Source organism: Paenibacillus sp. FSL H3-0329, assembly GCF_037963285.1.
Classification (GTDB): domain Bacteria; phylum Bacillota; class Bacilli; order Paenibacillales; family Paenibacillaceae; genus Paenibacillus_AQ; species Paenibacillus_AQ odorifer.
The window spans coordinates 1,255,033-1,278,706 of record NZ_CP150150.1 but is presented as its reverse complement, the minus strand read 5'-3'; the positions used below and the strand labels follow the sequence as shown (position 1 = coordinate 1,278,706).

The following is a 23,674-nucleotide window of genomic DNA, read 5'->3' as shown; positions in this document are numbered from 1 at the left end:
TTTCTGAGCTGTATAATATTCACATGCCAACTAAAAAACGAGGAGATCTCTTCTACTTCTACTTCTACTTCTACTGGAGCTACTTTCATATCTTCTAATAGTTTTCTGAGTATATCTTAGTACCAACATCCTCGCACACTCTCTAGTTTTTTATTCCCCGTCAGCCTATTTAACACTCAAGCTCAATTTAACCTTGCAGTGCCTTTCGCACACTTAATATATATTTCGCCTGATCAAGTGGGTTCACGCCCCGGCGGGTGCGCTCAGCAGATACGTCTGGTGGACATTCTTCATAGCCGGCAAAAAAAGAAGTAAACGTGCTGCGCCCCTTCGTGTAGGAGCTTAAGCTGACGGGATAATCGAGCGATGTTGCCAGCGGCAGACGTCCTTCGATGATCATCCGCTCGCCTTGCAGCACGGGAGGCTCGAACGTGCCGCGCATCTGAACGAGGTCGTTCATCACCCGTCCGCCATTCTCCTCAGGAACCACGATGCGAACCTGCAGAATCGGCTCTAGGAGTTTAGTGCCTACCCGAGCGAGTCCGTCCATAATTCCCATCGGAGTCGCCACCGCAAAATCCAGCGGATGGGTATGCCACACATGATGTTGTCCCTCGATCAAGGTCACTTTAAGATCGGTAACCTCCCAGCCATACAAACCCTGTTGTAAGGCTTCTGGTACTCGGCGTGCGGTTTCGCTCTGGTATTGCGGCAGCAGGTCGGAACTCCGCACTACCGAATCGTAGACTAAACCACTGCCCGGAGATCCCGGCTCAATCTGAAAGCGTAGAATCGCCCAGCACGGTTTCGGCATCGTGTAAGCGATAAAACCTTCCCCGGCACGGGCTGGCGTTTCTTTATATATGACAGAAGGCTGACCGAAAGTAACCTTCAGCGCATATCGCTCCTCCAGAACACTGTTCAGAATCTCCAGCTGAATCGGTCCCATTACTTTGATATGCAGCTCCCGCTCATCCTGCAGCCACTGCGCATCCAAAAGCGGATCTTCATCCGCCAGTTCCTGCAGCGCTCCGATAACCTTATGGTCATCCACATCTGGTTCCCAGAATACACGCACCGTTAGCAGCGGCACAGCCAGCTTCGCCTCCTCCGGAATGGCCCCCGGATGGCCGAGCACATCTCCGATGCGCACCCCTGAAAGGCCATAGATAACAGCAATATCTCCGGCTTCAAGCGCTCCGACATCCTCGGTCCGACCACCTTCGACCTTGCGGATCTGGGTCACTTTCCCCTGAATATCCTGCGTATAATTCATCAGCGTATCGCGGTTACGGATCGTCCCTTCATAAAGGCGGACAAACGCCATCCGTCCCATACTTTTATCACGCTGAATATTGTATACGATGCCTGACACCGCCCCCTCCACATTCCCACCAGCGCGCGGAAAATACTCAACCATCGCATCCAGCAAGGCAGTAATCCCAAGCCCCTTGGCGGCGACGCCATAAACCATCGGAAAAAAGCGGCCTGATGAGGAGGCTGTTTTCATATATTTTTTCCATTCAGCCAAATCAATAGTGCTACCTGACATATACTTCTCCAACAGCTCTTCGTCCCGTTCCGCTAACGCCTCTAATAATTCTGTTCGTGCGCTAGCATCAGCTTCGTTCTCCCATAAATCTCTTGCTCCTATGTACCCCTTCTCTTTGCCGATGGGTTGCTGAACTGGAATGATATCACTAGACAAATAATTTCGCGCTTCTGCCAGCACAGCTTCAGGGTTAGCGCCTACGCGATCCATTTTGTTCACAAAAATAAGCGTGGGGATTCCCAGCTTCCGCAGCGCGTTCCAGATCATCTCACTTTGGGCCTGCACACCCTCCACGGCTGAAAGAATAAGCACCGCACAATCCATCACCCGCAAAGACCGCTCAACTTCGGACAGAAAATCGACGTGCCCCGGGGTATCGACCAGATTAATCTGCACACCTTTCCAAGCAAAAGAAGCCAATGCCGCCCGTACGGATATCCCCCGCTGCCGCTCCACATCCATTGAATCCGTCAATGCCGTCCCAGTGTCTACGCTGCCAAGCGCGCGAATGCGACCGCTTTCATACAAAATATGCTCCGTTGTTGTCGTCTTCCCGGCGTCCACATGGGCAAATATCCCCACATTAATCCGTTCTGCTCCCTGCTGCTGAATCATCTATAGTTCCCCTATCATGAGCTAGATTTATCTGAATTTATATTATTTACATCCTTATATTCCATAGTAATATATCCACCCACGTTGTTCCACCCTCCAGTTCAATTGGTTAGATTCAGCTATGCCGGGTATGTAATTACTAATAAGAAATCTAACGCCGAGGAGGAAATTCATCATGACAGATAAACGTTTGCAGGATAAAGTTGCAGTGGTTACAGGTGCTGGTTCCGGTATTGGAAAAGCTACAGCCATAAGGTTTGCCCAACACGGAGCTAAGGTATATATGCTTGACCGCACTCCCGAGGATTCCTATGAAACTAAACGTGAGATTGAATCTATTGGCGGTACAGCAACAGTAATTGAATGCGATGTCTCCAATCCAGGTCTGGTCGAAGAAAGTATTCGTAAGGTTGGGGAGGCGGCCGAGAAGATTGATATTGTTTTTGCCAATGCTGGCATTAATGGTACATGGTCTCCAATCGAAACACTAGAAATCGAAGATTGGGACCAGACACTGGATACCAACCTACGCAGCACCTTTGCCACAGTAAAATATGCCATCCCCCATATGAAAGAAAATGGCGGCAGCATCATTATCACCAGCTCCATTAACGGCAACCGAGTATTCTCGAACATTGGCGCTTCCGCTTACTCATCTTCCAAGGCAGGACAAGTTGCTTTTATGAAAATGGCTGCACTAGAGCTGGCGCAATACGGCATCCGTGTAAATGCCATCTGTCCTGGATCAATCGATACACAAATTGGAGATAATACGTATAAAAGCGATGATCTTCAAGAAGTGAAGATTCCTGTGGAATTTCCGGAAGGTAATCATCCGCTGGAAAATGCACCGGGTAAGCCTGAGCAGGTTGCCAATCTGGTATTATTTCTCGCATCGGATGAATCTTTTCATGTTACGGGAACTGAGATTTATGTAGATGGTGCCGAGTCACTCCTGCGCGGATAAGTTTTTACTCGAATCGTTATAATATTTTAAAATCTATGCAACATTTTGGTCTAATCTACCATCTAAGAGTATGGAGGTGACGCAAATGAAAAAACCATTATTCATAAATAACGCTAAAAAAATGACTATAGCCTGCGGCATTTTGGCAGCGAGTGTGTCTTTTGGGGCATCCGCTTTTGCTTTTTCAGATTTGAAAGGTGATCCTGCGGAAGCAAAAATCAACTCTTTGCATAAAGAGGGGATTATAAACGGAGTAGACAAAGATAAGTTTGCCCCTAAATCTAAGGTAAGCTTTGCGCAAGGGATACAATTCATCGTTGGGGGTCTGAATCTGACTCCGCAACCAGCGGTAGGTAGTAACTCTTCCAAAGCCAGTGATTATTTCGATAAAGTAAACGACAAAGCCTGGTATGCTTCGGCTTTCCTGACTGCCAAGCAAAATGGTCTTTCACTCGACCGGACAGTGGATCCTAACGGAACCATCACCCGTGCTCAGTTCGCTCACTTATTGACGCAAGCGCTGCAAAGTAAAGGTAACTTCCCTGTTACGCTGATGTATGTAGACATTAAGGATGGCGATAAACTCTCTACGGAGGTTATAAATAGTCTCCAGATCCTGCTGAATACACATATTGCCACACTCGATAAGAACGGTAATTTCCGGCCAAATGATGCTATTACCCGCTCTGAAGCAGCCGCTCTCATCTATGATGCAGCCGCTTTTGCTAAACGTGTAATTGTATCTAATGGCAGTCCCACTACTCCCACCTACGAAACAGAGGTTACGTTGACCAAAGCGGGTGAAGGCGTAAATAAAGCCACACTTACCGTTAATAATCTGCCTAACCCCGGGTATGGGCTGGTGATTGAGCGAATCGAATTTGGTAAAGACAATACGGCTGTGATTTACTTTAACGTGACTGCTCCTGAACCAGGGAAAATGTACGCGCAGGTGATCACAAAGGCATCTGTTGCCACTTATCTGCCAGATGGATACAAAGCTGTCGCTCAACCTGTAACTGGCTCTGCTTCTTATTCGTCTTCTAGCGCGGCACAATAATATAAATTCAACTTGAAGGTTTTAGAGTTAAGAGTCCAACGCAACTGCGGTGTATATTTGGACTTCCAGCTGCCGTTTATGACGGCTGAGATACGGAGAAGGGATGCCTCAAAAGCCATCATATGGCTGCTGAAGCATCCCTTGTTTGCTGTTTGTTGTTCCTTCCCCCTTTATCCCAACTCCGAACTCTAATTGATTAAGTAACGCCGCTATCGGACTCAGATGACCTTAAACACAGCTGTTTCTTGTCTAGTTCTCTCTGAGTTCTCTCTGAGTTCTTTCAAACTTACAAAATTGACTGCGTTTTGGGTGAACTCGGCATCCCCTTGTTGTGCTTGAGAAAAACAGAAAAACCGCAAAAATCCTTGATTATACAAGGATTTTACAACCCGCTAGTGACCGAATTGCATGCCCGATTCAGGTTCGTGTGGCAGCAATATCGTGGAGGTTCGAGTCCTCTCGACCGCATCATTTACAATCATAGATCTATCAACTGCTTCAAGCGCACTTAACGGATCTTTTTGTTTTATATGTACAAGCACAGGAGTAAGTGAAAATCGGTTTGACAAAATACTGATTTAGATATATTGTGGATACACTAAGTCTATTATTTATCCTAATTATAGATATAATGGATCTATAATATATTTTATTAATCTTGAAAGGATGATTCATAATGGCAGTTCTCCATGCGGAAGATGCTACTTTTGCACAACTCATTCAATCGAAAGGAATAACTGTAGTCAACTTCTGGGCGCCCTGGTGCGGACCGTGCCGGATGTTTGCACCTGTGCTGGAAGAGTTTGAGCGGGAGTCGGATGCTACAATAACTGTAGTGAAGGTCAATGTGGATGACAACCCGGAGACGACTGGAAAATACCACGTGATGAGTATACCGGCCACACTCATATTCAAGGATGGACAACTACGGCAACAAGAGGTGGGGATGTTATCCATACATGCCTTGCAGCAGCTCGTTGCATCCCAATAATACCTCTGAAAGCGGTGAAGACAGCTTGACTAATAAACCCAGCATTATTGTAGCCTCTCTGGTGGTTGCCAATTTTCTAGCCCAATTAATGCAAACGATGTTAAATACGGCGTTGCCGCGTGTCATGCAGGATCTTGCCATTCATGAGAATCAAGCGCAGTGGCTGATTACGGTGTACTACCTGATGATAGGTATAACTGTTCCTGTTGCTGGATTTTTGATCGGAAAGTTTACTACGAGGGCCTTGTTCATGGCCTCTGTCGGAGCGTTCACAGCAGGAACACTGATTGCCGGGATCGCCTGGAGTTTCCCCCTAGTCCTGACGGGGCGTTTGGTTCAAGGCATCGGTGCGGGTCTGCTGTTCCCTCTGTTTCAGACGACGATACTCAGAGTCTTCCCGAAGGAGAAAATCGGTGCAGCGATGGGAGTAGTCGGTTTGGTTCTGGGGTTGGCTCCTGCACTTGGGCCTACTCTGTCTGGGTTCGTGGTTCAGAATCATTCATGGAGACTGTTGTTTTATGCTGTGGCTCCGCTCGCAGCCGCCAATTTATTCTTAGCGCATTTCACGCTGCGGAACGTGGGAGAGACTCATCAGACCAAGCTCGACACCAGGTCCATTATCTACTCTTCACTCGGATTCGCTGGTATATTATATGGTTTTAGCATTGTCGGGGAAGAAAAGGGAAATCCTGTTGTCGCAGGGATCATCCTTCTGGCCGGATTCCTGATCGTGGCGCTGTTTATTAAAAGACAGCTCAAGCTCACGGCACCTTTGCTCGATTTCAAGCTGTTTCGGCACCGCTCCTTTACCCGTTCTTCTATTGTGGGGGTGATCTTATTTGCGGTGATGGTGGGAGTTGAACTCCTTCTTCCTCTGTATGCACAGACGATAAGAGGCTTAACACCAAGGGAGTCCGGGCTTATGTTGTTGCCAGGTGCACTGCTGATTGGTGTCTCCGGTCTGATCTCAGGCAGACTATATGACCGGTTTGGGGTTAGCCGCGTAACCCAGGGAGGATTTCTGCTCATTCTGATCATGGCAGTGGCTCTTGCCCTCACGTTATCAACAGAGACGTCCTTTAATCTACTGGTTATAATGTATGCCCTGCTTATGTTTGGAGTAGGGGCAGTTATGGCTCCAATTACGGCCTATGCCATGGCAAGTATCCCCAACACCATGGTTGCACATGCTTCTCCAATGACAATCACGCTGCGCTCGCTCAGCGGTTCAATAGGAGGCGCCTTGCTTGTAACGATAATGACTTCTACTGCGAGTGCCAGTTCCTTATCCTTTCCATTGGATATGCTCAAAGGGGTCCACATTGCATTCTGGACGTTGACGGCTCTTGCCGGATTAGGATTATACTTGTCTTTTCATCTGCAAGAAGCGAGAAAGCTTAAACCTGCTAATATTTAATTTCTTAATCTATCCTGTATTACCCGGCAGAATCCTCTGCCGGTTTTTTTGGTGTGGCTTCCGGTGCAGGGGGAAATTCCTGAAGCGCACTTGAGACTCCATGCTTAAAGCATATTTCCCGAAAAAAAAGCTGTACTGATTATAATTTTTGCCCCCACTTTTACAGAGGAGGCCCCACCAGGGTCTGACACATATTTAAGCAGGGGTGGGACGTCTTTGGTAATTCCCCATAGATCGTCTCATAATCCAACTTGTTGTTAGCTATCGGACTCCATCGTCGCTATTGTCTCAAAAAGCACCCAATATGAACCTATTTCTAACGAATAGCTGCACTTGGGTCCGAACTGTGCTCCAATCGCTAAAAACATACGAATAGCGTCATCTGGGTCCTCAAGCTAACTCAGGCTCAGAAATGCTGATTACTTGGCAGTGAGGATTATCAAACTACGAGCGATTAGATCATATTTGTGTGCATGAAGCTATTTGACGGTAATGAACATCAAACTTCGAGCGATTAGATCATATTTGTATGCATGAAGCTACTTGACGATGATGAACATCAAACTTCGAGCGATTAGATCATATTTGTGTGCATGAAGCTATTTGGCGATGATGAACATCAAACTTCGAGCGATTAGATCATATTTACACGGACGCAGCAGCTATCGGACTCAGATGACCTTATACGCAAAAATATGCCACTTTTACGATGCTATCGGACTCCATCGTCGCTATTGGCTCAAAAAGCACCATAGATGTGCCTTTTTCTAATGAATAGCTGCACTGGAGTCCGAAACTGTGCTCCAATCGCTAGAAACACGCGAATAGCGTCATCTGGGTCCGTAAGCTAAGGCGTCCATATTAGCGTCATCTGAGTCCGTAAGCTAAGGCGTCCATTGATCATGAATAATGCCGACTAATGCATGGTCTTCTCCGATCTTCTCAAAAACTAGACGCAGGCTGCGCCAATCCATTCCCTCGACAGAAGGATCGATACCAGCAATATGATATTCAACGAAATCATATTGCTCCTTTGGATACACTTCGTTTAAGTTGTTGATCGTCGTCCCTTGTCCAAGCCCCTTGTTCACAGCAATTTCGGCCTTCTGAATGAAGTCCGCATCGTAGACAAACCGCTTGTAGTAATCTGCGAATGTAAGCTCGATTAAATCACCGGAGCCAGCAAATGTTCGCCAGACTCTTTTGGTAGAGTCATTCATTAATCCTTCTACTTCCTCCTGGGTGAATACAAGATCATTTTTTGTATCCACGTATGCATATGGAGAGAAGCGTAGCCCTTTATCCCGATGTACCCACGCCGCTAATTGCTTCATATCCTTATTCTTAATGGAGTTCATTACCGTAGACGCCGCTTCCTCAACTAATGGCGGCAATCCCTCTAGATCCTGCGGCTGCCCCGTACTTGATGTCTTCGTCTCCTGTGGTAGTTCCGTCTCCTGTGGTGGTTGTGTAGTAGCCGCTGGCTGTGCAGTTTGTGTGTGCTCTGGTGTCTGCTTTGGCGTCTGCACTGGTGCCTGCTCTTGTGACTGCTCAGGCGTCTGCTTCGGCTCCGTTCCCGCTTCTGGCGTTCCACTGCAGGCTGTAAGCCATAACATAGCTGCTATAAGCGCCAGCCCACCGATTTTTTTTGCGAAGTACATAAGATCCCTCCTTAGCTTTGATTCTTCACTCTTTAGACTGATTTGAACAAATGAAGGTTGCAAGCTTATACTAAAACTATCAATCATACAACTCTTATGAGAGGGCGGGGTTACTATTCATTTAACAGAAAAACTTAAAAGCCTTCCCCTAACTCCCGGCGTTTATCTCATGAAGGATAATCTCGGTCATATTATATATGTTGGCAAGGCAAAACAGTTAAAACGGAGAGTCCAATCCTATTTTCAAAACTCAAAATCTCATTCCCCAAAGGTTAAACAGCTTGTAAGAAATATTAAAGATCTGGAAATCATCCTTACGGATACCGAATTTGAAGCCTTTATGCTGGAATGCAAATTAATTAAAGAGATCAAACCCATGTACAATAAAAAAATGAAAAATCCGCAGGCTTATACCTATATCGTAATAGGAGCGGATGAAAAAATACGTTCGTTAGAGATTACCTATGATCCTGCGGTCAAAGAAGGCACTCAGGTTTTTGGTCCCTATACAAGCAGAAGCACCGTGGAACGGGCCGTGCAAGGCATTAAAGATAGTTCAAGAATCCTTTGCAGTAACCCTAGCTTTAAAAATTCCCTATGCCTTAACCATTCGCTTGGCCTATGCATAGGGATGTGTGCAGGCGGAGATGCCGCTGTTCAATATAATAAAATTATTGATCGAGTCATTGGCTTACTAAACGGCTCAGATTCCAGTATCCTTGAGGAAATGGAGCAACGGATGGCAGTGGCCGCGGAGTACTATGACTTCGAAACCGCCGCCAAATACAGGGACTATATTGGAGCTGTCAGCTTCCTGATTCACAAAGAGAAGGTCATCGAATTCGCACAGGAGAATCAGAATATCGCAGTTCTTGAGGCCATGAATGAACAGACGCTTAAACTTATTCTGCTCAAGGGCAACCGTATCCTGTCCCATACCAAGCTACAATATGATCAACCGGATATCACCCACCTGCAAGCGGCAATAAAGTCAGCGATTATGAACACCTTTCAGAGTGAAACCAATCAGACCTCGGCAGCGATCGGGCGCCATGAGATTGACGAAGCACAAATAATATACAGCTATTTAAAAAGCAGCTCCTGCAGCTACATCATCATTCAAGAGGATTGGCTTGCAGCTGAGCAACGTTCCAATATGGAGGCTTCGGTAAATGAGCTGTTGCAGATTTTTTTAAATGCGGTTCCTTCTCATTCTTATAATTAAAAAGATTTCGTAACTGCGGTAAATGTTTGGACTTCCGGCTGATTATAGTTAACGGCGGCCTGCCTTTGCAGGCTGCATTTTTCGGTTTCGCTTCAACAATTTTTTATAGCGTTTCTGAGTGTATAACACCTCGCCCGCCTCCATTACCGTTTCCTTCGCCTCATTAACAACCAGCTTAGTTTCCTCCACACATTCCTTCATACGACTGATCTCGGATTTAAATTCCTCAGATCTGTCCTTCGCTTGCTCCAACGTGACCTGAATATTTCCCTTCATCTCATCTATAGGTTCTTTCAATCCCTCTACCGATTGCTTAACTCCATCAAGGGATTGCTTTAGGCCATTCACACTATTCTTTAATTCTTTCAATGGATTTCCCACATCTATCTCCTCCTAGTAATAAACGCTTAGTTCAACTGTTACTCTAAACTTACCCAAAGAGTGCACGTCCTTCACTCCTTTAATGACAAAAAAGGTTCCAGCTGAAAATAATCAACAAGAAGCCAGTCCCCAATAATAGAGACTGGCTTCTTGTTGTCATTCTTAGAGGATCACAGCGATCTGTCTACTTTACACTTCCCGCCTCAACACGCGGCGGACGCATCGTCAAGCTGACCCGGCCCTTCTTCAGGTCAACACCCATCACCCAGACGGTGACATTGTCTCCTACGGAGACGACGTCCATCGGGTGCTTCACAAAGCTGCCGCTGAGCTGGGAAATATGCACCAGCCCATCATTTTTGATGCCGATATCGACGAATGCGCCGAAATCGATAACGTTGCGGACGGTTCCCTGCATTTCCATGCCAGGAACCAGATCCTCGATCTTCAGCACATCGGTGCGGAAGATCGGCAGCGGCAGCTCCTCGCGCGGATCGCGGCCCGGACGCTGCAAGCTCTCCAGGATGTCGCGCAGCGTAGGCACGCCGACATCCAGCTTCACAGCCAGCTCCTCGGCATTTTGTACCTCAAGCTGTGAGGCTACTTCTTTGCTGCCAAGCTTATTCACATCGAGGCTTAGCTCACGGAACAAACGATCCACCACCGGATAGGACTCGGGGTGAATAGGCGTGCGGTCCAAGGTGTTGTCTCCACCCGGAATCCGCAAGAAGCCGATACATTGCTCATAGGACTTGGCACCTAGACGAGGAACCTTTTGCAGCTGCTTCCGGGTCGTGAACTTGCCGTTCTCTTCCCGGAATTTAACGATATTCTTAGCAATCGTTCCATTAACCCCTGCTACATAAGAGAGCAAGGCAGGAGATGCCGTATTGACATCTACGCCAACATGGTTAACCGCCGATTCCACGACGGCTTTAAGACTCTCCTCCAGATGCTTTTGGGAGACGTCATGCTGGTACTGTCCCACACCTATAGCTTTCGGATCGATCTTCACCAGCTCCGCCAGCGGGTCTTGCACACGGCGGGCGATAGAAGCCGCGCTGCGCTCCGCTACATCCAGATCCGGGAATTCCTCCTGCGCCAGCTTGGAAGCAGAATAGACACTCGCTCCCGCTTCATTAACGATCAGGTACGCCAGCTCTGGATTGCCAATCTCGGCAATCACTTCTGCCGTAAACTGCTCCGTTTCACGCGAGCCTGTGCCATTGCCGATTACGATGAGCTGAATGCCGTACTTAGCAATCAACTCTTTGAACTTAGCAGCAGCTTCGCGCTTCTTGTTATTCGGCGGCGTCGGATAGGTCACGGCTACCTCTAGCAGCTTACCAGTATCGTCTACAACGGCTAGCTTACATCCAGTACGGTATGCAGGGTCAACCCCCAGAACACAACGCCCCTTGACTGGCGGTTGCAGCAGCAGGCTACGTAGATTGCCAGAGAAGATCGAAATCGCCTGGTTCTCCCCACGTTCGGTCATCTCTCCACGAACTTCGCGCTCTACTGAAGGAGCAATCAAACGTTTGTAGGCATCCTCAGTCACTGCTTCCAGCAGTTCCTTCACCGGGGATGGCCCTTTAATAATTTTCCGTGCAATATAGGCATGAATTTTATCAGTGACGACCTCAATGCCTACCTTTAATATATTTTCACGCTCACCACGGTTAATTGCTAGGATGCGGTGAGGTGGCATTTTGTGTACAGGTTCACGGTAACTATAATAATTTTCGTATACGGATTCTTGTTCTGCATCCTTTGCTTCAGACACAAGAATACCTTGACTTGCTGTATACTGGCGAACCCAAGAGCGGATCGCAGGATCATCTGCTATGTTCTCGGCAATGATGTCCAGTGCGCCTTGCAGCGCTTGGTCTGCGCTCTCTACTCCCTTTTCCACATCAATATATTTCGATGCTTCAGTCTGCGGGTCCCCTTGTCTTTGCTGCTCCAAGATCCAGTTAGCCAGCGGCTCAAGTCCTTTTTCCTTCGCAACACTAGCCCGCGTCTTACGCTTTTGCTTGAAGGGACGATACAAGTCCTCTACTTCCTGAAGCTTGACCGCATTGATAATTTGCTCATGAAGCTCCTTGGTCAGCTTGCCCTGCTCTTCAATATTGCGTATAACGTCTTTTTTACGTTCGCCTAGATTGCGAAGATAACCCAGCCGTTCTTCAATATCACGAAGCGCATTCTCGTCCAGCTCACCTGTCATTTCCTTCCGATATCTGGCGATGAACGGAATGGTATTTCCCTCATCCAGCAATCCTACCGTAGTGCGTACCTGTTTCAGACTAATGTTCAATTCCTTGGCAATCGCTACGGTTATCAATTCCTGCTCCCGCTGTGCGTTTGCCTCATCCGTAATGACTTCCGTATTGCTGTTATCTACCGCCATTAGTATCCCTCTTCCCGTACACAATCTGCTTATACATATCTTGATCTCATAATTAAAATAGTATCACAGATTCGGCTCTGCACCAAAGACCAGCCCGAATAGCGCGCGTTGTACTGAACCGCTGTGCGCATATAGCGAGGCATCGTGGACGGGTCAGAGCCCGGATTTAGCGATTACGCCCGCTGCCCCATTCCCCGTTTGCCGGAACTCAGTGACAATACAAAACACAAAGCCAGAACGAGCGCGGCTGCCCCATATGGGAAGTTAATACTAAGATCAAACAAATACCCTGCGACGATAGGCCCAGCAATATTTCCGAGACTTGTATAAGCTGAGTTCATTCCCGCTACGAAACCTTGCTGTGATTCTCCGGCCATTTTGGAAAGCTGTGTACCTACTGCTGGACGCAGAATATCCATTGCAAAGAACACAATAAAGGTAACCGTAATAATCGCCCAAAAGCCGCTTACAAACAAGGTCAGCAGAATAAACAATGATGAGACTATAAGACAAGTGGAGATCACCTTGTTCTCCCCGAATTTATTCAAGATCCAGCCAAATGCGGACACCTGCACCACCGCACCTGCAATAGAACCAAAGGTAATTACAAAAGCGATATCCTTAGGCGTAAAGCCAAATTTATGATCCACGAACAATCCGAACACCGTTTCATAATTAGCCAGTCCAAAAGCCATGACAAATACAATAATTAAGCCGAAAAAGTACGGCTCGCGATAAGAACGCATCAGCTGTGTCAAGAAGCTTTCCTGATTATTTTTTGATAACGTCGCTTCCTTACGTTTCTCTTCAGACAGAGACTCAGGCAAGATTAAAACTGTAATTAGAGCTGCAACTCCAGCTGCACCAGCCGCACAGAAAAAGGGTACCCGCATTCCAAGCTCAGCAAGATAACCGCCAATCCCAGGACCAATAATAAAGCCGGTGGTAATGGCTGCATTAATTAGTCCCATTCCTTTAGCTCTCTCTTCAAAAGAAGTCGTGTCCGCTACATAAGCCATAACTGCCGGCATAATTAGAGCAGCTCCTGCACCACCAAGCAATCTCGAAACGAACAAGAGCCAAGGTACATTGGCCAGACCAAAAATCAGCTCAGATATCGCAAACACGATCAAACCTGCTACAATCACCTTTTTTCTACCGATTCTGTCGGATAATCTGCCGGCAAATGGCGATATTAATAATTGGGCAAGCGAGAAGGAGGCGACCAAGAGCCCGACAGTACTTCCGCTGATCCCAAGCTCATTCATGTAGGTTGGCATTATTGGGACTACTAGCCCAATTCCAGTGAAAGCTAGAAAAATATTAAGCATAACAAGCAGCATAGCGCCTCTGTTTCTAAGTAACAATGACATTGTATTAACCCTCCGTGTGTTTAAAGCCAAATCTTCGAATATTATGCATGTTAAGACCGACCATCCGGTCTAAATAATAGTAAAAAAATAACCCTTCCTATCCCGGTGCCTTTGAGAAGCTTCAGCCTTCATGATCCTGAATGTAAAGCTTCTTTTCATGCCCCTCGTTATCTTACCCCGTACGAATCCCTTGTAATAATAAATTTACTGCTTCCCGGTAATATTTTTTTATATCCTCCCGGGTCTTCTCATGAATCGAGAATTCAGAAACTCTTCCAATCCCTTCAAGCATGCCACTCACGATAATTACATAGTTCTCCAAGTCGCCTTTTACCAAATATCCTGTTTCAATCCCTTCCTTCAAAAGATCACGACAAGCATGTGAGGCTGCTTCATAAAGAAGTGAAAGCCGCTTGCTAATCTCTTCCGGGTGGCATCTGCTTCTGGAGAATTCCTCGAGCGCATGAATCAGTGGATTCTGAAAATCATTTGCGTAATGCTCGGCTAACGCATAAAATCGTTCTTCGATCCCTGCAATTTCCTGTTTCTTATCATTCCACGCTTGCAGCCACTCTAACGTATCCACTTCCACTACAAATAGAAAAAGCTCATCCTTGCTCGGAAAATGGTGATACAGACTGCCCTTACTGACATTCGAGGCTACACAAACTTCATTCATAGTTACGGCAGCATAACCCTTCTGTACAAACAGCTGCGTGGCCTTGCGCACAATTCTTTTTTTAGTTTCTTCTCCGTCTGAGCGTCCTTTGATTCTAAGCACCTCCTAAACCGACCGTACGGTCTAATAATATCAGATCATTTTCAAAAAGTGAAGACCTAACGATTCTTTATTTACTATACGCAAAAACGCACATTAAAAGACGCCCGGATTCGTACCCGAGCGCCAATCTCATGAGTTATCTATAACCTAGGGTGATTAAAAATCAATCAGACCAAGGCTGATTTGCAGCGATTCATCCACCTTTTTCATCGTTTCATCATCAAGGTGGGTGATCTTGTCAGTTAAGCGTTGTTTGTCAATCGTCCTAACCTGTTCCAGCAAAATAACAGAATCTCTGTCAAAGCCATGAGCAGCTGCGTCAATTTCCACATGTGTAGGTAACTTAGCCTTCTGAATTTGGGCTGTGATTGCAGCCACAATTACCGTCGGGCTAAAGCGATTGCCAATATCGTTCTGGATGACCAGAACTGGCCTTACTCCGCCTTGTTCAGAACCTACAACCGGCGAAAGATCAGCAAAAAAAACATCGCCACGTTTAACGATCAATGTCTACACCCCGCTTACTAAGCGGCCAAGAGTGCTGTCTGCATCTTCCTCCGCGAGGAAAGCCTCGCATGCCATGGTCAAGTTGATCTTAGCCATTTCCATGTAGCCGCGCTGCATGGACTCCCGGATGGAACGTTTCCTCCGTTCGCTCAAGTACAGCTTCATGGCCTGCCTAATCAATTCACTCCGGTTGGAATTCTCCAATTGAACAATTCCGTCCACTTCCTGCAAGAGATGATCGGGCAAGCTGATCATGATTCTTTTGGTGTTCTGCAAATTAGCCACCTTCTCTTCCACCCCCACAAACCTTCTGCCCTTGTGTTCCAGTGTTACAATATACAAGGAATTTTATACAAGGAATATATGCCGCCAGTATATCAAGTATGCTGCATCCCATTATAAACTAGAAATGGTGGTTCGTATAGGCTTTTAGTCACATCTCCTAATACGATACAATTCCTTCTATTTTCTCCCTTGTATAACATCACTGTCAAGAACTTTCAGTTTGTGAGTAGAGCATTTACTAATTTAGGAAGTGTGCCTTCACTTATATAAACGCGTGGCACCCGATGAGCCAACATGCAGATAACCTCGTAGTGAATTGTTCCAAGCTGGAGAGCCAACTCGTCTGCCGTGATCATCACGTCAGCTTGACGGCCGATGAGAACAACTTCTTCGCCTGCTTTAATTTGTTCCGCTTCTGCAGCGAAAGATTTGAGTGATACCATACACTGATCCATGCAGATTGTTCCGACGACAGGAACGCGGCGTCCACGTATTAGCACCTCCGCTTTGCCAGTTAGCATGCGGGAATATCCATCTGCGTACCCCACAGGTAGCGTTGCAATAATCTCCTCGCTCTCTGTGATGTACCTAGTGCCGTAACTGACGCCCCAATCGGCAGGCAGGCTTTTGACATATACAACCTGCGTCTTCAGCGTCAATACCGGACGTAGTTCTACCAGTTGACGGTTCACCTCTGTGGAGGGATAAAATCCGTACAAGCTGATGCCTACACGCACCATGTTGCTGGATAAATAAGGTGAATCAATGGCCGTAGCGCTATTGCCCGTATGTATGATCGGGATCTGAATGTTCTGCTCCCGCAGCGTTTCCGCCACGCTCATGAACCGTCGATGCTGTTCCAGTGTATAGCTTTTGTCTTGTTCGTCTGCCTTGGCAAAATGGGTAAACATACCCTCCAGCTCCGCCTGCGCAACAGACTGCACTTCAGAGATAAATGCAGGTGCGTCAGCTGGTAAAAGACCCAGTCGTCCCATCCCGCTATCAATCTTGATATGCACCTTTAGCCGATGTTCCGGATCTATAGGAAGCTGTCTTATAGCCTCCAGTACCTCCGGTGTGAACAGTGTTACAGTTACATGGTTCTCCCAGGCAACGGCTATTCCTTCTGGGGAAGTGTAGCCAAGCACCAGTATAGGAATCAGTATTCCCGCCTGACGCAGCTCCAATGCTTCATCCAAAAAAGCCACACTAACATAATCTGCTCCGAGTCTTTCCAGCTCCCGTGTCACTTCCACTGCTCCATGGCCGTACGCATTTCCTTTGACGCATCCCATAAACTTTGTCTCTGCCGGCAAGTAGCGGCGAAAGGCTTCGTAATTGGCACGCAAATCATCCAGATTAATTTCGGCTACTGTCGGTCGATAGCTTGCTTGCACTTCAAGTCACCTTCTTACGTTGTAGTAAAACGTCATTGCTGCATTGCATTAATCATTGTCTTAGTACCAATGGTAATGCTACAGAAGGTGGCTGTCAATGTGTGCTGGAGCCCCGGCAAATAAAGAAAAGCGGATAATACGTTGTAGAGGAAAGAATCCCACAAAACGCAGTATCCGCCTACTTTTTATTATTTACCCGATTGTGCCTCCATAGAAGCGGCAATTTGCATCATTTCATTAGCAGGAAGATTGGCACTTGTAATTCGGTACTCTACACCCTCAGACATCCAAGTCAATGTCTGCTGCTCATCCCCACTCAGAACTCCCCACGTAAAACCAAGGTCTTTCAGGGTTCCAGGCGCCAGTGCTACCGCACGGTCCAGTGGACGGGATTCCATAATAGTGTACTGATAAATCCCATCATATCGGATGAGAACAGCATGGTCTTTGTTGCCCTCCAATTTATGCGAGTCCTTGAACTCTACACCAGCTGGAATATAATCAGGTTCAATGATCCCAAAGTCTCCAAGCTCTGCTGCCACTGGTTGTTCAGCCTGTTCTTGGCCCTCAGGAGCTGTAACCGGATTACCATTCTCATCAACCTCAGCTACTGTGCTCTCTGCGGACTTACCCGAGGCCATGTTCTTTTCCATATCAAAGGAATCCTTGGTGAAATCCGTATCGAATTTGAAGGTGTCAAACTTCACGTTTACAACTACCTTCGCCTCAGAATCAGAGACTTGAACCTGTTTAGGCTCATAAGTCTTTTTATCAAGCCAAATCTTTTGCCGCACAAGGGCATTGCTTTGATAATTCGCGGCTACCTCGAACACATAGTTATCTCCATCTTCCACAAATTGGCGGTTATTATCCGAAACTATGCCACGAACCAACGTCTGATACAGATAGACCTGACCTTGATCATCCGGCCAATCGCTTTGGAAACGGAAGCTCTTATTCATACTTGGTGTGAGTACGAACACTCCCTCATCATTACGAAGTACGATCTGCGTAATATCCTTCTGAACATTTGCCAAGCTGATCCGGTAGTAGGAAGGATTCTTGTACCATACTTCTACCTTATACTCCTGCGGCTGTTCCCCGGTATACAGGGTCATTGTGCCAGAACCTTGGTACGTTCCCTGCTTACTTTCCAACTTGTCAGCCACATTGTTCAAATCCTTGACTACGGAAGCGGCATCCTTCTTCCCGCACCCCGTCATCACCAGGGCCACGCTCATAATGATCGCGAGTACCCATGTTATCCGGCGCATGACATCATCCCCTTAACCTGTTTTGAATGCATTGATTAGTACATGTCTATGAGGGACTTGGCCGCAATATGCAGACGGGCATGACAAGCGTGCAGCATTGATTTATTTTATGAGATCCAACAAGCCAAAAAGCCCGCGCACAGCGCTGGCTCTATACTTCATCAGAAGTTGCAATATCATTATGTAGGGTGTTTAACCATTCTCTTCAATCCTCATTATCGCTATGTACTGCTTTATTGTACTGATTAATTAATTCATCTAATCTCATGGACTGTCTGATCACATTCGGATGCAAAAGCCCTCCGTGTTGCCTCTCCATTAAATAAAGTTTTTTTCTAGCACCCTCTATTCTCTTTTGGATAATTTCCTGATCATTCATTAACACTACCTCCCTAATTTAATATATTAGAGGTATATGTCAAATTCTATATTTTACATTAAAGTGCATTACTACAATTCAATAGATAGCGATCTCAGATTTAATCTGAAAACTCTTTTTTGTTTCTTCTATAAAACTATCAATACTAGGCACTTCCAATAACAAAACCATTTTTCTTTTCATTGATTCTAATCAGATTTTGGTATTGCTTCTGCGTTTCTAAAGATGCAGTATGCCGAAGCTGCTCAAACATTCTGACACACTTTATTATACAGGATTCGTTATTAATCCTTACAGAAGTCTCCAAACTATCCATTATATACTTTATACTAAGCTCATATTTTCCTCTTCTTATATAATACAATGCTATTTCAGCCATAAAAAAAGTGTATCTGTCTTCGATAATTTGTCGATTATAACATTTAAGATTTCTCTGCTGATCTCTATAATCTGATATTTCTTGCTCAAACCGCTGAAGAATATCATCCACATTAAAATCATAGTGATTGGCTGCCTGAAGGATTTTGAACAGACCTGGAAGAATGTCTTCCTCTCTTTTTTCAATATAGGTCACATATTCCGGAAGCGCTGTCACATCACCTTTTAAAATTCTCAGTAAATATATATTGCCCTGTGCCCAACCCATACATCGATTCATAAGTTGCAAAGCTTCCTCCGTATCCTCACGGATCCAGCTCATATTCATGTAAAGGTTAACATACTGCAATGCTCTATCATAATCTCCCAGCTCTCTGTAAACTACTGAACGTAACACATAAGAAAATAGAATATATGAAAATAAGGGCATTGCAGGTTCCTTCTGTAACCCGTTTTTTCTGGCTCGCTCATTATTATACTTATATTGAATGGATGCTTTTTTTTCAATTTCAATAGCTATGAGCATTACCTTATCCCAATACCTCAATGCGCTATATGTATTCGCCAGAGCCTTCAGCGCGTCAAGTTGATCGACTTCATCAAGCCGATTTACAAAACCCTCAAACTGCACAGCTGCTCGCAAATTCAGATCCTGATCACCCCCTAGAGCAATCGTGAACAGTCTGTATTGGCAAAAAGCCAGCCGCTCTGAATGCTGATACTTCTCACTCTCCGCGACACTCCGGTATAACAACGCTGCAGCATCATATTTTCCTTGTACAAAAAAATCTTCTGCTGTATCAAACAACGAGGGTGTATAAGATAGGCTGTCCATCATGATTCCAATCACCCGACTTATACATTCCAGCTTATCTAGTTCAGCACAGCGATATAGAAAAGGTCGAAGTCGTCTCCAATTGGGATTGGAATGTATGAAACACTCCTCCACATACATATCATAAAAGCCGCCTTCTTCTAATCCCATTCCTTTTGTAATACGGTCTAATTGCTGCATGGCTATAGGCCGATTCCCATTGATAATGTTGCTAATTGTGCCCGAATTCACTTTAGATACCTCTGCGAATTGATTAATTGTTATTCCATTCTTCTTGAGGTAGTCCGCCAGTTCTGCACGAATGGTCATCTGCTTCATGATCAAAGCCACCTTTCGCCATCATGATTCATATATAGATCAATAGTATTTAAATAATAATATGTCTAATTATTCCAGTGGTCAAATACTTTTTTTTGGCTTAATTGATTATACATTTATTCAATTAGTGATGTATAAAATACAAATTAGCCGAATGTAAAAAACCACCAGAACACAAGGTGTATTAGACCTTTTCTGGTGGCTTTTCTAATGCTACTTCTATCCATAGTTATTCAATACATGCATTTAAATTCAACTAAGAACTAGGTTTAATCATCATGTCCAGCTTATTTATATAAGGACCGAGCGCTTCAATTAACTTCTCTTGGTTTTGTATCTCCTCTTTCGAAAGCCGATCCATATGAACACTTCCATCTGCATCAAATACCTTGGCATCATAGCGTTGCAACTCATTTATTAATTGTTCGATCTCCTCAAACTCTTCTTTAGTAAACCTCTGTTCAGCTTTTTCCAGCACGCCATTCCAGAAAGTATCACGATCAACGACAGCCGCCTTTGCCTGAGGGATTTCATTTTCATTCATTTTCTCGAAATAAGGTTTAAGCTCAACCTGTAAATCATTATATGCCTTTTGATCTTTCGCACTTAACTGTTCTAGGTGAAAGACTCCGTCAGCATCGGCCATTTGCAGATTGTAAGCTCCCAATTCCTCTAGTAAAGACATCAATCTTGTAAATTCCTCTTCGTTAAAGCTTTGTTTCGCGTTCTGCAGCTTGGCTTCAAGCCTGTCATATTGTTGCTGGGTTACTCCAATCGTAGCAGCAGTTGCTTGTGAGCCATACAGGGTATCCGCCAAATAATTATATCCGGCATATGCTCCAGTAGGAATTAATAATGCAGCCGCCAAAATGCTTGCTACAAGCCATTTTTTCATTCGTCTTCCCCCTGATCTCGTCTCGGTCTGATTTAGTATTTGCTTCTTCAGTTCCGGTGGGGCACTTAGATTTCTCGCCTCTTCCTGCAGAACTGTCCGTAACTCTTCATTGAAATTCATGCAGGTCCTCCACCTTTCCCTTAAAAAGAGTATGATTCTCCGGCTTCTGACGAAGCTTGTGCAGTGCAGCATGAATACGGGATTTCACCGTACCCAGAGGGATACCCAGTATCGCGGCACTTTCTTCCTGTGAATATTCATTTAAATAGTGCAGAATAATCACCTGCTTCAGCTTAAATGGAAGACGATCTACACTTGCTAGTAGACGGCGGTTAGCTAACCTGTCCACAACATCACTAGTGAAATCAGGTTCCATCCTTAAATCAGTCTGCTCTACTTTTTTAACCATTCGGAGATGCGTCCATCTCTTTCTTCGATAGGCATGAATTTGCCGCATAACCAGCCCCATAAGCCAAGGCCTAAAAGGACGATTGACGTCAAATTGCTCAAGCGACCGGTGCACCTGAATATAAATCTCCTGAACAACATCATCCACATCGGAGGTTTCGCGAACGAGAAAATGAACGGTCTGATACACATCCCGAATCGTTGCTTCATATAGTTCACTGTACGCTTCACGGCTGCCGTCTAGCGTAAGCGCAATGAGCTGAGAATATTCATTTGGATGTTTCATCCCTCTCAATCCCTCCTTCGGTCTTACACTATGTATTGGTACATAGAGAATAAATCGTTCGATTTATTTTTTACTCTGCAGCGGCTTAATGGAGTAGATGAAGTAAGCCGAGGCTGACCGCCAGCTGAACAGATTATGGACAGGTGGAAGCTGATGTTCGGCTTGAGCAAATTATGGGCGGTGGAAGCTAGTCTTCAGCTTTGCCTGAGCAGATTACGGACGGTGGAAGCTGATCTTCAGCTTTGCTTGAGCAGATTATGGGCGGTGGAAGCTAGTCTTCAGCTTTGCTTGAACAGATTATGGGCAGGTGGAAGCTGATGTTCAGCTTTGCTTGAACAGATTATGGACAGGTGGAAGCTGATGTTCGGCTTTACACGCCAGCTTTGGCCGGATCCCGCAGAAATCTATGAGATAACTGCATTCTGTACACTTATTCCATATGCAAAAAGGTTTACTCTGATTTTAAGTGTATTCTATACAATTAAAAAGCGGAGAAACTTCCTATAGTGGGATAAATCGTGAAAATAAGTGTACGAAATACAATTATATCCATCCAAGCGTTATTTCGCAGAAATATAGTTGTACGAAGTACAGCTATATTCTCCCAAACGTTGTTTGCATGTGCCCTCAATAAAGCGAAAAAGGGGAGATCCATATGGATCATCCCCTTGCCTATATATACTCGAACAGTAACCGCCTATCTCTCTAAAAAATCAGTCAGCGGATAGACTCAGCAACTTTGATCAAATCATTCTTGTCCAAGCTAGCTGATGTTACACCGTATAAGACTCCATTGGCTTCCCAGTCCAACCCTTTTCCATTAACCAATACAGCATCAGCTCCGTTAATCTTCACTTTTTCGATTGTGCCATCCGTCGACATCTCATAAGCCGTTTCGGAATCAGCGTGCCGCTGCTGCATCGAGATGATCTCATCGGTAGCTTCATTAACAAAATATAAATTAATATATTTGCTGTTGATTACTTCACCATTGCTATCCTTATAAAACTCTGCACGATCAAAGGTATAACCGTCTGGCAAATACTCCGGCAATCCCACATTAAAAATCGTATATTCATTTAGCTTGCTAGAATCCCTCTCGATCAGCAATTCCGCTTTCTCTTGATCCCTCTCAGATTGCGTAACCAGTCTGCCGTCTTCAACTCCGACGATTTTTTCCCCATCAGCATTGTAGATATCACCTGCCTTTTGAGCAGCGTCGAGGGTCACAAGCGCATTTCCTTTGCTATCAAAAATCTTCCCCTTAAAGTCATCCGGAATCACGTTGGAATCCGCAGAAAATTCTACTTCATGGGCTACAATATGGCCTAAGTTTATCGTTTGCAATACTTTCATTAACAGCTCCTGTGCAAATGACGGCTGCACAAAAGTTACACTTAATACGCTAACCACTAGCAAAGTTGCCAGCATAACAGCAGGACGTCTTAATCTATGTTTTGTACGCAATCCTTTCTCCTCCTTTTGGCCGGCATACTTTCTCCGAGCCTTATTCAGAATGGCTGTTTTGTCAGAGCCCTCGCTGAAATCTTTATGGGCCAGAACCCTGCCTAGCTCCAGCAGCTCCTTGTACTCCCCAGCACCCTTTAAATCATTTGCCGCTCCATATATACTTTCATCTAAATCTGCTGAGAACTTCTGCTGTATGTCTTTACTGTTCATAGCTGCTCCACGCTCCCTATTTCAGTCTTCAGCTTTTTCATAGTCCGGTAGAGTATCACACCGATATTGCTCTCCGAAATTCCCGTAACCTGGGCAATCTCTCTATTTCTCAGATTAGCACCAAATTTAAGAGCCACAATATTCCGCTCCTTTGAGCTCAATGTATTCAAGGCTTCGTTAAGCCTTCCACTACGTTCTCCCTGGAGGATCAAGCTTTCCGGATCTTTTCTGCTAGAAACCAGTTCCTTGACGGCATCCAGCGAAAAGAAACTTTTCCTTTTAAAACTCCGGTAATGATCATTGACCACATTTCTGGCAATGGCGAATAACCATACCTCTAAAGGAGCTTTTTCCTGAGAATAGGTCGATAGTTTCGCCAACATTTTCTCAAAAACAAGGCTTGTCAGATCCTCAGCCGTATGGAGAGAACTAACCCGGTAAGCGATGTAGTTGAATATTCTTTTATAGTAGGTTTCAAAAATCGTTGTGAACAAAACATCTATGTCAGTATTTTCCTGTATATTCTCTTTTACAAAAGGATGAAGCAATGCGCGCTCATGCATCAATCTAACTCTCCTTTCCCACCAAATTTTCAC

Annotated in this window: 22 protein-coding genes; 6 read left to right on the top strand and 16 right to left on the bottom strand. The window is 45.3% G+C overall.

Translation table 11 applies throughout. The annotated features are described in order from the left end of the window. Nucleotides 1–187: 187 nt before the first annotated feature. Nucleotides 188–2,167, bottom strand: coding sequence for a TetM/TetW/TetO/TetS family tetracycline resistance ribosomal protection protein (locus NSQ66_RS05545; protein WP_038569059.1), 1,980 nt, complete (start codon nucleotides 2,165–2,167; stop codon nucleotides 188–190). 175 nt (nucleotides 2,168–2,342) lie between these two features. On the opposite strand from NSQ66_RS05545, the gene NSQ66_RS05540 reads away from it, so the two are divergent. The 4 genes from NSQ66_RS05540 (at nucleotide 2,343) to NSQ66_RS05525 (ending at nucleotide 6,602) form a co-directional block, all read left to right on the top strand. Then, on the top strand, nucleotides 2,343–3,134 hold the full coding sequence (locus NSQ66_RS05540) for an SDR family NAD(P)-dependent oxidoreductase (protein WP_038569057.1): 792 nt from the start codon (nucleotides 2,343–2,345) through the stop codon (nucleotides 3,132–3,134). Between the two features lie 85 nt (nucleotides 3,135–3,219). After that, nucleotides 3,220–4,194: an S-layer homology domain-containing protein gene (locus NSQ66_RS05535; RefSeq protein ID WP_051491481.1), complete on the top strand. Its 975-nt coding sequence runs from the start codon at nucleotides 3,220–3,222 to the stop codon at nucleotides 4,192–4,194. 676 nt (nucleotides 4,195–4,870) lie between these two features. After that, nucleotides 4,871–5,185 (top strand): thioredoxin, encoded by a 315-nt coding sequence (trxA, locus tag NSQ66_RS05530; RefSeq protein WP_076142441.1) that lies wholly within the window; start codon nucleotides 4,871–4,873, stop codon nucleotides 5,183–5,185. After that, on the top strand, nucleotides 5,154–6,602 hold the full coding sequence (locus NSQ66_RS05525) for a DHA2 family efflux MFS transporter permease subunit (protein ID WP_081386716.1): 1,449 nt from the start codon (nucleotides 5,154–5,156) through the stop codon (nucleotides 6,600–6,602). Before trxA ends, NSQ66_RS05525 begins: the two co-directional genes overlap by 32 nt. 884 nt (nucleotides 6,603–7,486) lie before the next feature. Here the strand turns inward: NSQ66_RS05525 and NSQ66_RS05520 are convergent. Then, the gene (locus tag NSQ66_RS05520; protein ID WP_036686786.1) at nucleotides 7,487–8,263 is read right to left on the bottom strand and encodes a hypothetical protein; all 777 of its coding nucleotides are present in this window, start codon (nucleotides 8,261–8,263) and stop codon (nucleotides 7,487–7,489) included. Nucleotides 8,264–8,432: 169 nt separating this feature from the next. Here NSQ66_RS05520 and NSQ66_RS05515 point away from each other — a divergent pair, with 169 nt between their 5' ends. After that, entirely contained in the window at nucleotides 8,433–9,488 is a 1,056-nt protein-coding gene (locus NSQ66_RS05515) for a GIY-YIG nuclease family protein (protein ID WP_076141957.1), read from the top strand. Between the two features lie 48 nt (nucleotides 9,489–9,536). On the opposite strand, the gene NSQ66_RS05510 is transcribed toward NSQ66_RS05515, so the two are convergent. The 12 genes from NSQ66_RS05510 to NSQ66_RS05455 form a co-directional block, all read right to left on the bottom strand. Further along, the gene (locus NSQ66_RS05510) at nucleotides 9,537–9,869 is read right to left on the bottom strand and encodes a DUF6468 domain-containing protein (protein ID WP_076141956.1); all 333 of its coding nucleotides are present in this window, start codon (nucleotides 9,867–9,869) and stop codon (nucleotides 9,537–9,539) included. A 184-nt stretch (nucleotides 9,870–10,053) separates the two neighbouring features. Beyond that, on the bottom strand, nucleotides 10,054–12,282 hold the full coding sequence (locus NSQ66_RS05505; protein ID WP_076100050.1) for a Tex family protein: 2,229 nt from the start codon (nucleotides 12,280–12,282) through the stop codon (nucleotides 10,054–10,056). Nucleotides 12,283–12,455: 173 nt separating this feature from the next. Continuing rightward, nucleotides 12,456–13,655, bottom strand: coding sequence for an MFS transporter (locus NSQ66_RS05500; protein ID WP_076100052.1), 1,200 nt, complete (start codon nucleotides 13,653–13,655; stop codon nucleotides 12,456–12,458). A 172-nt stretch (nucleotides 13,656–13,827) separates the two neighbouring features. Further along, nucleotides 13,828–14,385: a TetR/AcrR family transcriptional regulator gene (locus tag NSQ66_RS05495; RefSeq protein ID WP_051491479.1), complete on the bottom strand. Its 558-nt coding sequence runs from the start codon at nucleotides 14,383–14,385 to the stop codon at nucleotides 13,828–13,830. A 207-nt stretch (nucleotides 14,386–14,592) separates the two neighbouring features. Next, on the bottom strand, nucleotides 14,593–14,943 hold the full coding sequence (locus tag NSQ66_RS05490; RefSeq protein ID WP_036686777.1) for a type II toxin-antitoxin system PemK/MazF family toxin: 351 nt from the start codon (nucleotides 14,941–14,943) through the stop codon (nucleotides 14,593–14,595). A gap of 3 nt (nucleotides 14,944–14,946) precedes the next feature. Beyond that, entirely contained in the window at nucleotides 14,947–15,228 is a 282-nt protein-coding gene (locus tag NSQ66_RS05485) for a CopG family ribbon-helix-helix protein (protein WP_025698676.1), read from the bottom strand. Nucleotides 15,229–15,443: 215 nt separating this feature from the next. Then, nucleotides 15,444–16,625 (bottom strand): alanine racemase, encoded by a 1,182-nt coding sequence (alr, locus tag NSQ66_RS05480; protein WP_036686775.1) that lies wholly within the window; start codon nucleotides 16,623–16,625, stop codon nucleotides 15,444–15,446. A gap of 188 nt (nucleotides 16,626–16,813) precedes the next feature. Continuing rightward, the gene (locus NSQ66_RS05475) at nucleotides 16,814–17,899 is read right to left on the bottom strand and encodes an outer membrane lipoprotein carrier protein LolA (RefSeq protein WP_036686774.1); all 1,086 of its coding nucleotides are present in this window, start codon (nucleotides 17,897–17,899) and stop codon (nucleotides 16,814–16,816) included. Between the two features lie 205 nt (nucleotides 17,900–18,104). Then, complete coding sequence (locus NSQ66_RS05470; RefSeq protein WP_094903681.1) at nucleotides 18,105–18,278, bottom strand: aspartyl-phosphate phosphatase Spo0E family protein; 174 nt, start codon at nucleotides 18,276–18,278, stop codon at nucleotides 18,105–18,107. Nucleotides 18,279–18,423: 145 nt separating this feature from the next. Continuing rightward, complete coding sequence (locus NSQ66_RS05465) at nucleotides 18,424–19,809, bottom strand: helix-turn-helix transcriptional regulator (protein WP_076100053.1); 1,386 nt, start codon at nucleotides 19,807–19,809, stop codon at nucleotides 18,424–18,426. Between the two features lie 256 nt (nucleotides 19,810–20,065). Further along, a complete protein-coding gene (locus NSQ66_RS05460) occupies nucleotides 20,066–20,824 on the bottom strand; it encodes a DUF3600 domain-containing protein (RefSeq protein WP_038569041.1) in 759 nt (252 codons plus the stop codon). Further along, nucleotides 20,811–21,398: a sigma-70 family RNA polymerase sigma factor gene (locus tag NSQ66_RS05455; protein WP_038569039.1), complete on the bottom strand. Its 588-nt coding sequence runs from the start codon at nucleotides 21,396–21,398 to the stop codon at nucleotides 20,811–20,813. Before NSQ66_RS05455 ends, NSQ66_RS05460 begins: the two co-directional genes overlap by 14 nt. A gap of 135 nt (nucleotides 21,399–21,533) precedes the next feature. On the opposite strand from NSQ66_RS05455, the gene NSQ66_RS05450 reads away from it, so the two are divergent. Continuing rightward, a complete protein-coding gene (locus tag NSQ66_RS05450; RefSeq protein ID WP_143758648.1) occupies nucleotides 21,534–21,716 on the top strand; it encodes a hypothetical protein in 183 nt (60 codons plus the stop codon). A 399-nt stretch (nucleotides 21,717–22,115) separates the two neighbouring features. On the opposite strand, the gene NSQ66_RS05445 is transcribed toward NSQ66_RS05450, so the two are convergent. Together NSQ66_RS05445 and NSQ66_RS05440 are read right to left on the bottom strand one after the other, a co-directional pair. Continuing rightward, entirely contained in the window at nucleotides 22,116–23,078 is a 963-nt protein-coding gene (locus tag NSQ66_RS05445) for a DUF4367 domain-containing protein (RefSeq protein ID WP_038569037.1), read from the bottom strand. Beyond that, entirely contained in the window at nucleotides 23,075–23,641 is a 567-nt protein-coding gene (locus NSQ66_RS05440; protein ID WP_038569035.1) for a sigma-70 family RNA polymerase sigma factor, read from the bottom strand. Before NSQ66_RS05440 ends, NSQ66_RS05445 begins: the two co-directional genes overlap by 4 nt. Between the last annotated feature and the right edge of the window lie 33 nt (nucleotides 23,642–23,674).

Coding starts and splice junctions, on each gene's coding strand:
- NSQ66_RS05450 (WP_143758648.1), top strand. CDS start 21,534: ATGGACAGGTGGAAGCTGATGTTCGGCTTGAGCAAATTATGGGCGGTG.
- NSQ66_RS05440 (WP_038569035.1), bottom strand. CDS start 23,641: ATGCATGAGCGCGCATTGCTTCATCCTTTTGTAAAAGAGAATATACAG.
- NSQ66_RS05460 (WP_038569041.1), bottom strand. CDS start 20,824: ATGAATTTCAATGAAGAGTTACGGACAGTTCTGCAGGAAGAGGCGAGA.
- NSQ66_RS05470 (WP_094903681.1), bottom strand. CDS start 18,278: ATGAATGATCAGGAAATTATCCAAAAGAGAATAGAGGGTGCTAGAAAA.
- NSQ66_RS05465 (WP_076100053.1), bottom strand. CDS start 19,809: ATGAAGCAGATGACCATTCGTGCAGAACTGGCGGACTACCTCAAGAAG.
- NSQ66_RS05525 (WP_081386716.1), top strand. CDS start 5,154: ATGCCTTGCAGCAGCTCGTTGCATCCCAATAATACCTCTGAAAGCGGT.
- NSQ66_RS05545 (WP_038569059.1), bottom strand. CDS start 2,167: ATGATTCAGCAGCAGGGAGCAGAACGGATTAATGTGGGGATATTTGCC.
- trxA (WP_076142441.1), top strand. CDS start 4,871: ATGGCAGTTCTCCATGCGGAAGATGCTACTTTTGCACAACTCATTCAA.
- NSQ66_RS05475 (WP_036686774.1), bottom strand. CDS start 17,899: ATGCGCCGGATAACATGGGTACTCGCGATCATTATGAGCGTGGCCCTG.
- NSQ66_RS05535 (WP_051491481.1), top strand. CDS start 3,220: ATGAAAAAACCATTATTCATAAATAACGCTAAAAAAATGACTATAGCC.
- NSQ66_RS05500 (WP_076100052.1), bottom strand. CDS start 13,655: ATGTCATTGTTACTTAGAAACAGAGGCGCTATGCTGCTTGTTATGCTT.
- NSQ66_RS05455 (WP_038569039.1), bottom strand. CDS start 21,398: ATGAAACATCCAAATGAATATTCTCAGCTCATTGCGCTTACGCTAGAC.
- NSQ66_RS05505 (WP_076100050.1), bottom strand. CDS start 12,282: ATGGCGGTAGATAACAGCAATACGGAAGTCATTACGGATGAGGCAAAC.
- NSQ66_RS05515 (WP_076141957.1), top strand. CDS start 8,433: ATGAAGGATAATCTCGGTCATATTATATATGTTGGCAAGGCAAAACAG.
- NSQ66_RS05445 (WP_038569037.1), bottom strand. CDS start 23,078: ATGAACAGTAAAGACATACAGCAGAAGTTCTCAGCAGATTTAGATGAA.
- NSQ66_RS05540 (WP_038569057.1), top strand. CDS start 2,343: ATGACAGATAAACGTTTGCAGGATAAAGTTGCAGTGGTTACAGGTGCT.
- NSQ66_RS05520 (WP_036686786.1), bottom strand. CDS start 8,263: ATGTACTTCGCAAAAAAAATCGGTGGGCTGGCGCTTATAGCAGCTATG.